This window comes from Pseudomonas sp. NBRC 111124, from assembly GCF_001320245.1.
Lineage (GTDB): Bacteria > Pseudomonadota > Gammaproteobacteria > Pseudomonadales > Pseudomonadaceae > Aquipseudomonas.
Window position 1 is genome coordinate 15441 of record NZ_BCBA01000045.1, and the last position, 12645, is coordinate 28085.

13 protein-coding genes are annotated in these 12645 nt (G+C 67.0%); 3 read left to right on the forward strand and 10 right to left on the reverse strand.

All coding sequences use genetic code 11. The features are described from left to right. Position 1: 1 nt before the first annotated feature. From APH28_RS18390 to APH28_RS18415, 6 genes are read right to left on the reverse strand one after another with little or no spacing between them, the layout of a single operon-like run. A complete protein-coding gene (locus APH28_RS18390; RefSeq protein WP_060511819.1) occupies positions 2 to 754 on the reverse strand; it encodes an enoyl-CoA hydratase family protein in 753 nt (250 codons plus the stop codon). Further along, a complete protein-coding gene (locus APH28_RS18395; RefSeq protein WP_177334276.1) occupies positions 751 to 1875 on the reverse strand; it encodes a nitronate monooxygenase family protein in 1125 nt (374 codons plus the stop codon). The genes APH28_RS18390 and APH28_RS18395 overlap by 4 nt, the downstream gene beginning before the upstream one ends. Then, positions 1872 to 2789 carry an enoyl-CoA hydratase gene (locus tag APH28_RS18400; protein ID WP_060511821.1) on the reverse strand — a complete coding sequence of 306 codons (918 nt, stop codon included), beginning with the start codon at positions 2787 to 2789 and terminating at the stop codon, positions 1872 to 1874. Before APH28_RS18400 ends, APH28_RS18395 begins: the two co-directional genes overlap by 4 nt. Positions 2790 to 2799: 10 nt before the next feature. Further along, positions 2800 to 3597 carry a CoA-transferase subunit beta gene (locus tag APH28_RS18405; protein WP_060511822.1) on the reverse strand — a complete coding sequence of 266 codons (798 nt, stop codon included), beginning with the start codon at positions 3595 to 3597 and terminating at the stop codon, positions 2800 to 2802. Positions 3598 to 3607: 10 nt separating this feature from the next. Next, the gene (locus tag APH28_RS18410; protein ID WP_060511824.1) at positions 3608 to 4483 is read right to left on the reverse strand and encodes a CoA transferase subunit A; all 876 of its coding nucleotides are present in this window, start codon (positions 4481 to 4483) and stop codon (positions 3608 to 3610) included. Positions 4484 to 4496: 13 nt separating this feature from the next. Beyond that, entirely contained in the window at positions 4497 to 5387 is an 891-nt protein-coding gene (locus APH28_RS18415) for a VOC family protein (protein WP_060511884.1), read from the reverse strand. A 235-nt stretch (positions 5388 to 5622) separates the two neighbouring features. Between APH28_RS18415 and APH28_RS18420 the strand changes: the two genes are divergently transcribed. Both APH28_RS18420 and APH28_RS18425 read left to right on the forward strand, forming a co-directional pair. Next, complete coding sequence (locus tag APH28_RS18420; RefSeq protein WP_060511826.1) at positions 5623 to 6783, forward strand: acyl-CoA dehydrogenase family protein; 1161 nt, start codon at positions 5623 to 5625, stop codon at positions 6781 to 6783. After that, positions 6780 to 7970 (forward strand): acyl-CoA dehydrogenase family protein, encoded by a 1191-nt coding sequence (locus APH28_RS18425; RefSeq protein ID WP_060511828.1) that lies wholly within the window; start codon positions 6780 to 6782, stop codon positions 7968 to 7970. The genes APH28_RS18420 and APH28_RS18425 overlap by 4 nt, the downstream gene beginning before the upstream one ends. 134 nt (positions 7971 to 8104) lie before the next feature. On the opposite strand, the gene APH28_RS18430 is transcribed toward APH28_RS18425, so the two are convergent. Genes APH28_RS18430 through APH28_RS18440 form a run of 3 tightly spaced genes read right to left on the reverse strand, consistent with a single transcriptional unit; the run spans position 8105 to position 10262 of the window. Continuing rightward, positions 8105 to 8737 carry a nuclear transport factor 2 family protein gene (locus tag APH28_RS18430; protein ID WP_156340921.1) on the reverse strand — a complete coding sequence of 211 codons (633 nt, stop codon included), beginning with the start codon at positions 8735 to 8737 and terminating at the stop codon, positions 8105 to 8107. 5 nt (positions 8738 to 8742) lie between these two features. After that, positions 8743 to 9513, reverse strand: coding sequence for an SDR family NAD(P)-dependent oxidoreductase (locus APH28_RS18435; RefSeq protein ID WP_060511832.1), 771 nt, complete (start codon positions 9511 to 9513; stop codon positions 8743 to 8745). A gap of 14 nt (positions 9514 to 9527) precedes the next feature. Continuing rightward, positions 9528 to 10262: an SDR family NAD(P)-dependent oxidoreductase gene (locus tag APH28_RS18440; protein ID WP_060511834.1), complete on the reverse strand. Its 735-nt coding sequence runs from the start codon at positions 10260 to 10262 to the stop codon at positions 9528 to 9530. A 175-nt stretch (positions 10263 to 10437) separates the two neighbouring features. On the opposite strand from APH28_RS18440, the gene APH28_RS18445 reads away from it, so the two are divergent. Continuing rightward, positions 10438 to 11271 carry an alpha/beta fold hydrolase gene (locus tag APH28_RS18445; protein ID WP_060511835.1) on the forward strand — a complete coding sequence of 278 codons (834 nt, stop codon included), beginning with the start codon at positions 10438 to 10440 and terminating at the stop codon, positions 11269 to 11271. 119 nt (positions 11272 to 11390) lie between these two features. Here the strand turns inward: APH28_RS18445 and APH28_RS18450 are convergent, their stop codons facing one another. Further along, a complete protein-coding gene (locus APH28_RS18450) occupies positions 11391 to 12623 on the reverse strand; it encodes an NADH:flavin oxidoreductase (RefSeq protein WP_060511837.1) in 1233 nt (410 codons plus the stop codon). Between the last annotated feature and the right edge of the window lie 22 nt (positions 12624 to 12645).

Consider the following 12645-nt stretch of genomic DNA (forward strand, 5'->3'; position numbering starts at 1 on the left):
CTCAGAACTTGGCGTCGCGTTTTTCGACAAACGCCCGGCGGGTTTCCGCCGAGTCGGGGCTGGTGTAGGCCTGTAAGGTGAAGCCCTGCTCCCAGCGGTACTTGTCTTCAAGGTTGCCGTCCTCGATGCCGTTCAACGCCTCCTTGGCGATGCGGATCATCCCCGGGCTCTTGGCGGCGATGCGCGCGGCAATCTCAAGGGCGGTTTCGCGCAGCTGCGCCCGCGGCACCACGCGCTCGATGAAGCCGTAGGCCTGGGCCTGGGTGGCGTCGATGCTGTCGCCGGTGAAGAACAGGTAGCGCACCTTCTGCACCGGGAACAGCCGCTGCAGGTGGGCGCCACCGCCCATGGCACCACGATCCACTTCCGGCAGGGCAAAGCGTGCGCAGTCGGCGGCCACGACGATGTCGGCGGCGCCGGTGATGCCGATGCCGCCGCCCAGCACGAAGCCGTGCACGGCGACAATCACCGGCACCGGGTTGCGATGCACGGCCTTGAAGGTTTGGTAATTGCCGGCGTTGACCTCGACGATGCGCTCGGGGTGGGCGTCCAACTCCTTGATGTCGACGCCGGCACAGAAGCCACGCCCTTCGGCGCGGATGACGATGACGCGCACCTCGGGGTCAGCGCCAAGGGCACTGATCTGCGCAGCCAGGGCGCGCCACTGCTGGCTGTCGAGGGCGTTGACCGGTGGTTTGTCGATGACCAGCTCGGCAATGCCCTGGTCGATCTGGGTGGTAAAGGCCGGGTTCATGAGTGTTCTCCGCTGTGGGCAAGTCTGTCGTTGGGGGTGGCCGACGGTTCGGCCGGGCAGCGGGCGAGCAAGGCGTCCAGGCACTGGTTGGCCTCGGCGACGATGCCTTCGATGACGTCGCGGCAGCTCAGCAGCTCGCTGATCGCCGCTGCCACCTGGCCGCTGGGCAGGATGCCGGCGTCCGGTTCGCCATCGACCATCGAGCGCTGCAGCAGCACTGGCTGGTTGGCGGCCATGACCACCTGCGACAGCGCTGCCGGGTCTTCGCGCAGGGCCCGCACGAACACCGTGCCCATGTGCGCCAGGCTCATGCCGGTCTGCTGCTTCCACTGCCAGGCACTGGCCAGGGCGATGCGCAGGCGGCCAAACGGCCCGGCCTGTTCAAGGCGATTGATGAAGCGGTTTTCGATCATGCGGTGGCGCATGCCGTCTACCGCTGTGGTCACTCGCACCTGCTGCGGGTCGTCGACCTTCAGGTAGCGCGCCAGGGTGCTGGCCGGGGTGGGCGATTCGCGGGTCATCAGGAACCGAGTGCCCATGGCGATGCCACTGGCACCGGCAGCCAGCACAGCGGCCAGGCCACGCCCGGTGGAGTGCCCACCTGCGGCGATCACTGGCACGCGCACCGCCGCCAGCACCTGCGGCAACAGGATCGAACCGGGCACGCCGCCGGTATGGCCACCGCCCTCGCCCGCCTGCAGGGTGATCAGGTCGGCGCCCAGCTGCTGCGCCTTGAGCGCATGCTTGAGGGCGCCGACGGTAGGAATGCACAGCACCCCGGCCGCCTTGAAGCGGGCGATGGTCTGCGCATCCGGCCCGCGTCCGTAACTGACGGCGCGCAGGCGATAACGGATGGCCAGGTCGACGCACTGCGCCGCGTTGTCCTGGAACATGTGGAAATTGAGGCCGAAGTTGCTGCCGTCGGTGGCATCGATCACCTTGCGGATCTCGCTCTCCAGCGCGTCGGCGGCAATCGTCGCCCCGGCCAGGAAGCCGAAGCCGCCGGCCAGGGTGGTGGCGGTCACCAGGTTGGCATCGGAGACCCAGCCCATGGCCGTCTGCACCACCGGGTAGCGGCAGCCCAGCGCCTCGGTCAGCGCGGTGTTCATCCAGCGGCTCACCGCTCGCCCCCTTCGGCGCGCAGCGCCTGTTTGTTGGCCTGGGCCATGCCCTTGGCATCAAAACCGCCAAGCTTGTCGCCCGACAGCAGCTCGTTGTGGGCATGGGCGAAGTGGTGCCAGGCGAATGCCGCATCCATGGCCGTGCGCTTGCCTTGCAGGTCTTCAACGTGGTTGATCGCCTGCTTGGTCAGGGCCAGGCCCATGCGCGGCTGGCGGGCGATGCTCGCCGCCAGGGCGTAGGTCGCCGCCTGCAGCTGGTCGCGTGGCACCACGCGGTTGACCATGCCCATCTGGTAGGCGCGCTCGGCGCTCATGCGCTCGCCGCAGAACAGAAATTCCTTGGCGATGCGCGGGTTCAACTCGTAGGGGTGGGCGAAGTACTCCACCCCCGGGATACCCATGCGCACCACCGGGTCCTGGAAGAACGCATCGTCGCTGGCGACGATCAGGTCGCAGACCCACGCCAGCATCAGCCCACCGGCCACGCAGGCGCCGTGGACCATGGCGATGGTCGGCTTGGGCAGCTCGCGCCAGCGCCGACACATGCCCAGGTAGACCTCCTGCTCGCGGGCATACAGCTGCTCGCCACCGGGCTTGTTGGTGTGGTCCCACCACAGGTGCGCACGCTCGAACGGCTTGTTGATGTCGCGCCCGGGGGTACCGATGTCGTGGCCGGCGGAAAAATGCCGGCCCTCGCCGCACAGCACGATGACCTTGACGCTGTCGTCGTCCACCGCCTGGCGCAAGGCCGCGTCCAGGGCGTAGGTCATCTGCGAGTTCTGCGCGTTGTTGAACGCCGGGCGGTTGAGGGTGAGCGTGGCGATACCGTCGGCCACGGCATACAGCACCGGGTCCTTGGTCTCGTACACCGCCGCGTCCTCGCGGCTGACGAATTGGCTGTCGCTGCTGTGCATGCGGGTGTCCTCAGGCGGCGCGGATGCCGGGCGGGTTGCCCTTGATCGCGCTGGCACGCAGACCATGGGGGTCGAGACGGCGGATCAGCGCCAGCTGCTCGGCAGTCGGGTGCACGGTCTCGCGCAGCTGCTTTGAGCGCAGCAACGGGAAGCCAGTCTTGTCCTGCACTTCGTCGAAGCTCACACCCGGGTGCAGGGTGCGCACCTGCGCGGCGCGGCCAGGGCCGTCGAAGTCCAGGGTGCACAGGTCGGTGATGACCTGGCGGATGTCCATCAGGTCGCGGCGCGCGCCCTCGGGCCAGCGCTCGGCCTTGAAGCCGACGCCAGAGACCATGTCCACCTCGCCACCGACGAACACCCGGGTGCTGTGGTTGGGCACGAAGAACGAATTGAGATGGTTGATGCTGTTGCCCGGCAACCCCCGCACGCCAAGCATCGCGGTGCGCGGCTTGTGGTAGTCGCCGACGCAGGACAGGTTGGTCTGGCCCCAGCGGTCGACCTGGGTCGGCCCGATCATGGCGTGGCGGCGGCCGCCCCAGACGCATTCGAACACCCGCTCGAAGCTCAGGTAGCCGCTGTAGCGCGGCGCCTGCGCGCCACGCGGGCCCAGCGGGATCGGCTCCTCGACCAGGAACGCCTCGCTGTCGGTCATCAGCAGCTCGGGGCTGTGAGTGAGCTTGGCCAGGCTGGCGCCCAGGCGCGGTATCACGCCCAGGCCCGAGGCAATCACCTCGCCATTGCCGCGCCAGGCTTCGGCGGCGGCCACGATCAGCAGTTCGGCAAGGGTGAATTCAGGGGTGGCAGTCATGCTGGAATCCTCAGAACACGGGAAGGGGCAAGGCGCCCATGCGCGCGGCACCGCCGTTGTGCGCTTGATAGGCCTGTTCGCCGCCGGCCACGCAAGCCTCGACATAGCGTTGCCAGCCGCCCTCTTCCTGGGCGCTGGCGACATAGCCCTTGAGGTGCTCCAGGTCCCAGCCGTAATCCGACGGGCAGGAGGTCGGGTGGGCGCCGAGCGGTGCATGCACCACGCCGGTCACCAGGTAGCGCTCGAACGTGTTGGCGCGGGCCTGCTCGGCATCGAGCTGCAGGCGCTCTTCCAGGCGCTCGCAAGAGACAAAGCACTGCTTGGCGGCGCGGGCGAACAGGTGGTCGAAATACGCGTCAGGGCCGGTCACCAGGCAGTTGCCCAGGCGGTCGGCGACGTTCACATGCAGAAACGCCACGTCCAGCGCCAGTGCCGGCATGGCCAGCAGCACCTCACCGTCGTCATAAGGCGAGCGGACGGTTTTCAGCGCCGGGTTCAGCCGTGTCACATCCGTGGCCAGGCCACAGCGGGTGGGCAGGAACGGCAGGCGCATGCCGGCGGCGCGCAGGCCCCACTGGAACATGCCTTCGTCCAGTTCCATCAGCTCCAGCTCGCCAGCCTCACGGGCCTTGCGGTAGTAAGGCTCAAGCGGGATGGCATCGAGGGTGACGAAGCCGAACACCAGCTTGCGCACCTTGCCGGCCGCACACAGCATGCCGACCTCCGGGCCGCCATAGGCGACCACGGTCAGGTCCTTGACCGGCGAGCGCAGGATCTCCCGGACAATGGCCATCGGCTTGCGCCGCGGGCCCCAGCCACCGAAACCGATGGTCATGCCGTCGCGCAGCTGGGCGACGGCGTCGGCACTGGTCATTTGCTTGTTCATGCTCAACTGCTCCTTACTGGCGGCCGACCGAGAAGTCGTGGCCCCAGATACTCACGCGGGTGAACTCGAAGGCCGAGTGCTCGGCCCAGTCGACCTGCAGCCCGCCATAGCCGTACTCCAGGTCGAAGCCGGACGGTGTCTTCATGTAGAAACTGGTCATGTGGTCGTTCAGGTGCTGGCCGAGGGTCGCGGACAGCTGCCCACCGTGGGCCTGCAGGCGGTCATGGGCACGGCCGACCTCGGTCATCGAGTCCACCTCGACCATCACGTGCACGCAGCCGGACGGCACCGGGTACTCGGCCAGCGCCAGGCTGTGGTGGCGGGCGTTGGCGCAATGCAGAAAGTGGATGCGCACCGGCGGCGCCGACGGGTCGGGGCGGAAGTTGAAGATGTCCGACAGGCCGAAGCCGAGCACCTCCTTGGCGAACGCCAGGGTGGCGTCGAAATCCGGTGCCGGCAGCACGGTGTGGCCAAGGCCCATGTCACCGGTGACGAAACGCGGCACCCCTTGTGGCGAAATGAACGGTTGGCAGTCGGAGCGGTGGCCCCAGCTCAACTCATGCTGGTTGCCGGACGGGTCGCTGACGGTGACCAGCGCCTGCACGCCACGTTGCTCGATGGCCTGCGCGCTGCCAACCTTCCAGGCCACGCCGCAGCGTTCCAGGTGCTGCAGGGCCTGCTCGTAGGCCTGCTCGCTGGCGAGCTCCCAGCCACTGGCCAGGTAGCGCGGCGCGTCGCCCTCGACCACCAGCATGCGGTAAGGCCGCTCGTCCATCTTCACGTACAGGCCGCCGCCGGGTGCGGCCTGCACCTGCATGCCGAGCACCTGTTCGGCATAGCGTTGCCACTGGCCAAGGTTCTCGATCTGCGCGACGAAGTAGCTCAAACCACGAATGTCGATCATGCCCATGTTCCTCCAGGCTCAAGGGGTTGCCTGGGGACCATTGTGCAAAGCGCCAACGCCGCGCTCATCGTCCGTTGAGACTAAGCGCAATGCGTGGCGCAGCCGGCCCGCAGCGGGCTGTGGGCCTAGTCCGTTTCAATGATTCGCTGTGCGTGGTCCGGCCCTAGATTCGAGGGCGTTGTCTACCTGAATCCAGGGGCCGCGCTGCAGCCCCGCCAGCCTAGAGATGCCCTTTATGGAGTTCGCTTTCACCGAGGAACAGTTGCTGATCCGCGACAGTGCCGAGCGTTTTCTCGCCCAGGCCAGCGATTCCCATGCGGTACGCGCAGGCATGAGCCGTGCTGCCGATTACGACCCTGAATTGTGCCGACGCATCGGCCAGGAGCTGTACTGGCCGGCGCTGCTGGTACCCGAGGCCCACGGTGGCATGGGCCTGGGCTTCGTCGAGCTGGCCGTGCTGCTGGAGCAATGCGGGCGCTTCCTGCTCGGCTCGCCGCTGTTCGCCACCACTTGCCTGGCCACTCCGGCCCTGCTGCTGGCCGACAACCCGGCACTGCAAGCCCGCTGGCTACCGGCCATCGCCAGCGGCCAGCTGCATGCCACCCTGGCCTGCCCGCTTGAGGCCGCGCAGCTGCAGGTCGAACTGCATCCCCATGGCGACGGCTACCGCCTCGATGGCTGTCACGCCCAGGTCGTCGATGGCGCCCAGGCCGACCTGCTGCTGATCGCCGCACGTCGCCCAGGCAGTGCAGGCGAACAAGACATTAGCCTGTTTGCCGTACCAGCTGACACACCTGGAATAGTACGTATTACATTACACACCCTCGACCAGACCCGACGCCTGGCGCGCATCGAACTGCACCAGGTGGAAGTCAGTGACCTACAGCGCCTGTGCCCCATCGATCAGGCCTGGCCGCTGCTCCAAGCCACCCAGCGTATCGCCGCCATCGGCCTGGCTGCCGAACAGCTCGGCGGTGCCCAGCAGGCGCTGGACCTGACCCTGGCCTATACCGCCGAGCGCCACCAGTTCGGCCGGCCGGTGGCCAGCTTCCAGGCCATCAAGCATCGCTGCGCCGACATGATGCTGCACATCGAATGCACCCGTTCGGCGGTGTGGTACGCGGCCTGCGTGGCCCGCGAATACCTGGCCGAAGACGGTGACCCGCTGGTGCGCGGCGAACTGCTCGCCGCTGCGGCCACCGCCAAGGCCCAGGCCAGCGAAACCTTTTTCCACTGCGCGGCCGAGTCGATCCAGCTGCACGGCGGGGTCGGCTTCACCTGGGAATACGACCCGCACCTGTACTTCAAACGCGCCAGGGCCAGCGAACAGCTGCTGGGCAACCCGGCCTGGCACCGTGAGCGCCTGGCCCGCAAACTGCTGGGAGAAAACCCATGAAGATCGGTTTCAGCAAGGCAGACGAAGCATTCCGTCAGGAGGTTGCCAGCTGGCTGGCAGCACACTTGCAAGGTGAATTTGCACAACTGCGCTTTCGTGGCGGCCCGGGCGACGAACACAGCTTCCCGGCCGAGCGCAAGGCCTGGGAGCGCGAGCTGGCAAGCGGTGGCTGGGTCGGTGTGGGCTGGCGGGCAGAAGACGGCGGGCGTGGCCTGAGCATCAGCCAGCAGGTGATTTTCCACGAGGAATACGCCCGCGCCGGCGGCCCCGGGCGCATGGGCCACATCGGCGAAGGGCTGGTCGGCCCAACCCTCGCCGCGTTCGGCACGCCCGAGCAACGCCAGCGCCTGCTGCCGGGCATTCTTCAGGGCGAGGCGTTCTGGTGCCAGGGCTATTCCGAGCCCGGCGCAGGCTCGGACCTGGCCAACGTACAGACTCGCGCGCGCCTCGACGCCAGCGGCGAACACTGGCTGATCAGCGGGCAGAAAGTCTGGACTTCGCTGGCCCACGAGGCCGACTGGTGCTTCGTGCTGGCCCGCACCGAGCCGGGCAGCGTCGGGCACCAGGGTTTGTCGTTCCTGCTGGTGCCGATGGCCCAGGCCAACATCCGCGTGCAGCCGATCCAGCAACTGACCGGCACCAGCGAGTTCAACGAGGTGTTCTTCGACCAGGCCGAAACCTCGGCAAGCAACCTGATCGGCCAGCCTGGCGAAGGCTGGAAGATCGCCATGGCCCTGCTGGGCTTCGAACGTGGCGTGTCGACCCTGGGCCAGCAAATGCAGTTTCACAACGAGCTCGAAGAGGTGCTGCGCATCGCCCGCACCAACGGCGCCGCCCGCGACCCGCTGCTGCGCCAGCGCCTGGCCCAAGCCTGGTCAGGGCTCAAGGTACTGCGCTACAACTCGCTGCGCATGCTCTCAGGGCCGCAGGATGGCAGCCTGGCGCGAGAGGCGATGATCTACAAGCTGGCTTGGTCGAACTGGCATGTAGAGCTGGGCAAGTTGGCAATGGATGTGCTGGGGGATGCGGCCGAGGTGCTGGAGAGTGCGCCGTATGGGTTGAGCCGGTTGCAGTCGTTGTTCCTGTTTACCCGGGCCGACACGATCTATGGGGGGAGTAACGAGATTCAGCGCAATGTGATTGCCGAACGGGCGTTGGGCATGCCGCGGGAGGTGAAGGGGCGCTGAAACCCTGGGGCTGCTTTGCAGCCCATCGCAGGCAAGCCAGCTCCCACACCGACAGCATCGACTTCAAGTCATGCGCTGTACCTGTGGGAGCTGGCTTGCCTGCGATGGGCCGCAGAGCGGCCCCTGATCAACCACTAGCGAACGCGAATCTTCGGGTCCCCCGCCCCACGCCGCATGCCCTGCAGAAAACCCTCCAGCGGCGCCGGCTCGGCAATCTGCGGCAAGGCATCCTTGTCCGGCCGCTGGGCCCAGAACGCATCCCACGACGGGAACAGCTCGTGGAAGCTCCCGGCATAAGGCTCACGCCCCGGCCAGCGCATCTTCAGGCCACCAATCGGCGGCTTGTTCAGGTCAGTGGCGTACCAATAGCACGGCAGCCGGCGGCGGAAGCACCAGCGCCCATCGATGCGCTCGTAGTCGTCCCAGTACAGCATCTGCATGATCACCCACTCCGGCCCGGTCTCATGCTCGTTCTTCGAATACACCACACCCGTGGCGTGGTCGGCATCGCTGAACTCGATGATGTGCTGGCCCAGGTGGTGCGAGGTACCGTGGAACTGCTTGCGCATGGTCTCGTCAAGCCAGGCCTTGAGGTGCGCACGGCCGAACTTGTCGCGGCCGACCCGCACGTCCTCGGCAAAGCAGTTGGCCATGGCGTCCATGTCGCGCATGTCCAGGGCCAGGGCGTACTTGCCGGCCAGCTGGCGGATCGCGTCCAGCGACTCCAGGCGGTCGATGCGCTGCAGCAGCGTGGTGCTGCTTTCCATGGCGGTCATTCCAGCACCGTATACAGGTCCGAGCCGCGCCCGCCGTCCACCGCCAGGCTCGCGCCGGTCACGTACGAGGCTTCGTCGCTGGCCAGGAACAGGATGGCATTGGCCAGCTCTTGCGGCAGGCCGACACGGCGCATCGGGATGACCTTCTCGGTGTTGGCGCGTGCCTTGGCGTCGCCGAGCATGCCCGCGGTTGCCGGTGTGTCGACCACCCCGGGGATGATCACGTTGCAACGGATATTGTCTGCCGCCCCTTCGCTGGCTGCGGCCCGACTGAAGTTGATCACCGCTGCCTTGGCGGCAGAATAACCCGCCATCCAGGCCGTGCCGAACAGGCCGCAGATCGAGGCGATGTTGACGATCGAGCCGCCCTTGCCCTTCATCAGCTGCATCGCCGTGCGCGTGCCCCAGAAGGTGCCATCCACGGTGGTGGCGAAGTTGGCGTGCCAGTCGGCAGTGCTCATGCCGTCGATGCCGCCCCAGGTGTAGGCCATGGCGTTGTTGACCAGGATATCGAGGCCGCCGTGGCGCTGCGCGGTGGCTTGCAGCGCGGCGACATAGGCCCGTTCGTCACTGACGTCGGCCACCGCCACCTCGGCGCAACCACCGCGGGCGAGGATCTGCTCGCGTACCCCTTCGAGCGGCTCGCGGCGCCGCCCACACAGCACCACCAGGGCGCCCTCTTCGGCGAAGCGCAGTGCGGTGGCCTCGCCAATGCCGGAGCCGGCCCCGGTGACGAAGGCGATCTTGCCTTGCAGACGTTTGCTCATCGGTCGCGCTCCTGTCAGATAAAGGCCATGCCGCCGTTGACGGCGATGTTCTGCCCGGTGATGAAGCTGGCGTCATCACTGGCCAGGAACACCGCCACCCGGGCGATCTCGTCGGTTTCGCACATCCGCCCCAGCGGCACGTTTTTCAGCAACGCCTGCATGTGTTCATCGGGAATGCCGGCCATCATCGGGGTGTTGGTCGGGCCCGGTACCAAGGTGTTGACGCGGATGCCCTGGGCCGCCAGTTCACGGGCGATCGAACGGGTCAGGCCCATCACTGCGGCTTTCGAAGCGCAATAGTGGCTTGGCCCTTCGCCAGTCAGCGCAGCGGTGCTCGACAAGTTGATCAGCACGCCCTGGCGCTGGCCCTTGAGCATCAGCCGGGCGCCTTCGCGGCAGCACAGGAAGGTGCCGCCGAGGTTGACCCCGATCACCCGCGCCCAGCTGTCGTCCGGCGTGTCGAGGAAGGCATCGAGGGCGCCGACACCGGCGTTGTTGACGACGATGTCCAGGCCGCCGAAATGCGCTTCGACCTGGCCCATGGCATCGGCCACCGACGCACCATCAGCGACGTTGCAGCCCAGCGCCAGCACCTGTTCGCCGAGGTCGGCAAGGCCGGCGGCGAGCGCGGCCTGGTTGAGGTCGACCGCCACCACCTTGGCCCCTTCGGCGACGAAGCGGCGCACGATGGCCTGGCCCATGCCCTGCCCGGCACCGGTAACGAAGGCCACTTTGTTCTGCAGTTTCATAGCGTTCTCCTCTGTTGACGCCTTTTGGTTTTCACCATCATTGGGCGCCAGCCGGTGCCGAACATCGTCCGATAGGACTAGCGCCCTGGGCGCGTCGTGGTCCGGATGGACGATGCCAGCCTGGCCTGGGCGACAGAGGATCGACCCTCACCCATTCGCGAACCGGAGAACCGGCATGAACCAACCCGTCGACCTGCCCCTGCCCACCGGCGATTACGCCACCCTGCCCAACGGCCTGCGCCTGCACTACCTGGACGAAGGCCAGGGCCCGGTGGTGCTGTGGCTGCACGGCAGCGGCCCGGGCGCCAGCGGTTTCAGCAACTTCAAGGGCAACTACCCGGAGCTGGTGGCGGCCGGTTACCGCAACATCCTGCTCGACCTGCCCGGCTTCGGCCGCTCGGACAAACCTGACGACGTGCGCTACGAGCTGGATTATTTCGTCGATTGCGTGGCGGCACTGCTCGATCAACTCGGTATCAACCGCTGCACCCTGCTGGGCAACTCATTGGGCGGCGCCATCGCCCTGGGCCTGGCCCTGCGCCAGCCGCAGCGGGTGGAACGGCTGATCCTGCTGGCACCCGGTGGTGTCGAAGAGCGCGAGACCTACTTCCAGATGCCCGGCATCCTGCGCATGGTCGGGTTGTTCAATGCCGGCCCCATCGGCCTTGAGGAGATGCGCAGCATGATGCGCCTGCAGCTGTTCGACGACTCGATCCTGCCCGAAGCGCTGTTGCTGGAACGGGTGGCGGTGGCGGTGACCCAGCCGAAGAACCTGTTCAGCACCATGCTGGTGCCGAACATGCGCGCGCGCCTGGGGGAGATCGAGTGCCCGATCCTCGGGTTCTGGGGCAGCAACGATAATTTCAACCCGGTCAGTGGCGCCCAGTACATCATCGACGGCGCCCGTCAGGCGCGGTTCATCGTGCTCAACCGTTGCGGGCACTGGGTGCAGGTGGAGCACCGCGAGCTGTTCAACCGTAGCTGCCTGGAGTTCCTGCAATACGGCTGATACAGCCCTGTAGGAGCGGCCTTGTGTCGCGAAAGGGCTGCGAAGCAGCCCCGCAATTTATGCAACATCCTTGAAAACGTGGGGCCGCTTCGCGGCCCTTTCGCGACACAAGGCCGCTCCTACAAACCGGCAGCGCGCTGGCTGTTGAGCTGGGCATCACCGGGCTGGCCGAGCACACAAGAAGTGCCACCCGGGGTATACATCATCGCCACACAGCGGTTGCATGCCGTGCAGATCGAGTTGCGGCTCGCGCCACTGGCCAGCTTGTTCACATAATCCGGCTCGGCAATCAGCACCCGCCCCATGGCCACCAGGTCGAAGCCCTCGGCCATCACCTGCTCGATGCTGGCCAGGCTCTTGGCCCCGCCCAGGTACGCCAGCGGCATCTTCACCGCCGCACGTACCTTGCGCGCATGCTCCAGCAGGTACAGCTCGCGAAACTCCACCACCGGGTCCATGCGCCGCTGCAGCGCCATCGCCAGGGCAATCAGCGGGTTCTTCTGCTGCACGCGGTTTTCCTTGGGGAACGACGAGCCGAACATGGTCGTGATCGACTCGGCGTTCATCCCGGCGCTGAGCACCAGCAGGTGGGCGCCCTCCTGCTCCAGCATGCGCGCGATCTGCGCGCCGTCTTCGGCACTGTTGCCGGCGCGCACGCCCTCGGTGATGCTGTATTTGCACACCACCGCAAGGTCCTGGCCGACCGCGTCCAGCACCGCCCGCAGCACCCGGCGCGGGAAGCGCAGGCGGTTTTCCAGGCTGCCGCCGTACTGGTCGCGGCGCTTGTTGTACAGCGGCGAGATGAACTGGCTGAGCAGGTAGCCGTGGCCCATGTGGATTTCCACGGCGTCGAAACCGGCTTCGCGGGCCAGCCGTGCGCCCTGGGCAAAGTCGCGCACCACCTGCTGCATGTCGGCTTCGTTCATCGCCTGCTTGAGGAACATGCCGCTCATCATGCCGATCTTGTTGAAGCCGCCACTGGCCGACAGCGGCCTGGGCGTGGCGCGCTCGCGGATGAAGGTGAAGCAGCCACCGTGAGTGATCTGCGCGCTGGCCAGGCCGCCTTGCGCGTGCACCGCATCGGTCAGGGCCTTGAAATGCGGCAGGCTGTCACGTTCCAGGATCAGCTGGTTGGGCAGCGTGCGGCCGTCGCGACTGACCGCGCAGTAGGCCACGGTGGTCAGCGCCACGCCGCCGCTGGCCAGGCCCGCATGCAGCTTGGCCAGTTGCCGGGACGGCACACCCTGGGCGCTCATGCCCTCGTTGGTGGCGGCCTTGATGAAGCGGTTTTTCAGGGTCAGCGGGCCAATGCTGACCGGGCTGAACGGCGATCGATCGGGGTTGTGGTGCATGTCAGGCCTCGTGCTGGTTGTA

Excerpts from the sequence above, each read along its gene's own strand:
- APH28_RS18415 (WP_060511884.1), bottom strand. The coding sequence starts at position 5,387 with ATGATCGACATTCGTGGTTTGAGCTACTTCGTCGCGCAGATCGAGAAC.
- APH28_RS18420 (WP_060511826.1), top strand. The coding sequence starts at position 5,623 with ATGGAGTTCGCTTTCACCGAGGAACAGTTGCTGATCCGCGACAGTGCC.
- APH28_RS18430 (WP_156340921.1), bottom strand. The coding sequence starts at position 8,737 with ATGGAAAGCAGCACCACGCTGCTGCAGCGCATCGACCGCCTGGAGTCG.
- APH28_RS18435 (WP_060511832.1), bottom strand. The coding sequence starts at position 9,513 with ATGAGCAAACGTCTGCAAGGCAAGATCGCCTTCGTCACCGGGGCCGGC.
- APH28_RS18400 (WP_060511821.1), bottom strand. The coding sequence starts at position 2,789 with ATGCACAGCAGCGACAGCCAATTCGTCAGCCGCGAGGACGCGGCGGTG.
- APH28_RS18425 (WP_060511828.1), top strand. The coding sequence starts at position 6,780 with ATGAAGATCGGTTTCAGCAAGGCAGACGAAGCATTCCGTCAGGAGGTT.
- APH28_RS18410 (WP_060511824.1), bottom strand. The coding sequence starts at position 4,483 with ATGAACAAGCAAATGACCAGTGCCGACGCCGTCGCCCAGCTGCGCGAC.
- APH28_RS18390 (WP_060511819.1), bottom strand. The coding sequence starts at position 754 with ATGAACCCGGCCTTTACCACCCAGATCGACCAGGGCATTGCCGAGCTG.
- APH28_RS18440 (WP_060511834.1), bottom strand. The coding sequence starts at position 10,262 with ATGAAACTGCAGAACAAAGTGGCCTTCGTTACCGGTGCCGGGCAGGGC.
- APH28_RS18450 (WP_060511837.1), bottom strand. The coding sequence starts at position 12,623 with ATGCACCACAACCCCGATCGATCGCCGTTCAGCCCGGTCAGCATTGGC.
- APH28_RS18405 (WP_060511822.1), bottom strand. The coding sequence starts at position 3,597 with ATGACTGCCACCCCTGAATTCACCCTTGCCGAACTGCTGATCGTGGCC.
- APH28_RS18445 (WP_060511835.1), top strand. The coding sequence starts at position 10,438 with ATGAACCAACCCGTCGACCTGCCCCTGCCCACCGGCGATTACGCCACC.